The sequence below is a fragment of the Paraburkholderia sp. JHI869 genome (genome assembly GCF_038900775.1).
Lineage (GTDB): Bacteria > Pseudomonadota > Gammaproteobacteria > Burkholderiales > Burkholderiaceae > Paraburkholderia.
This window is the reverse complement of sequence record NZ_JAYMSC010000095.1, coordinates 1-809: the sequence shown is the minus strand read 5'-3', so window position 1 is coordinate 809 and position 809 is coordinate 1. Positions and strand designations below refer to the sequence as shown.

At 64.6% G+C, this 809-nt stretch carries 1 protein-coding gene; it reads left to right on the top strand.

Going from position 1 to position 809, the window contains the following annotated elements:
• Positions 1–809 (top strand): ABC transporter permease subunit (locus tag VSR72_RS44000; protein ID WP_342958420.1); only part of this gene is annotated, 809 nt, incomplete at its 3' end.

Here is an 809-nt window from a genome sequence, read left to right as displayed (position 1 = left end):
ATGGAGTTCAGCTTCAACCTGAACCGCACGGCCAACGCCTCGGCGTGGCGCGTGCTGCCGAACCGCTGGGACTTCGTCGCGTTCCCGCTGATGATCGGCCTGATCGCGATGGCGGCCGTGGGCTTTCACGAGACCATGGCGCCCATCGCCACGCTCAAGACCCAGGTCATCTCGCTCGACCCGGCGAACCTGCCCGAGTACGCCATGCGCACCACGCTGCGCATGCTCGCGGCGATGGTGGCCTCGCTCATCTTCACGCTCGTGTACGGCACGCTCGCGGCGAAGAGCCGCCGCGCGGGCCAGGTGCTCGTGCCGATTCTCGACATCCTGCAGTCGGTGCCGGTGCTCGGCTACATCTCGTTCACGGTCACGTTCTTCCTCGCGCTCTTTCCCTCGCGCGTGCTCGGCGCCGAACTCGCGGCGATCTTCGCAATCTTCACGAGCCAGGCCTGGAACATGACGTTCAGCTTCTACCAGTCGCTGCGCACCGTGCCGCGCGATCTGGATGAAGTCTCGCGAGGTTTTCACCTCACGGGCTGGCAGCGTTTCTGGAAGCTCGAAGTGCCGTTCTCGATGCCGGGCCTCATCTGGAACATGATGATGTCGATGTCGGGCGGCTGGTTCTTCGTGGTGGCTTCCGAAGCGATCACGGTGGGCAACAACACGATCACGCTGCCGGGTGTCGGCGCGTATCTCGCCCAGGCGATTGCCGAGAAGAACCTGCACGCCGTGGGCTGGGTGATCCTCGCGATGATCGTGGTGATTCTCGCCTACGACCAGTTCCTGTTCCGCCCGCTCGTGGCGTGGGC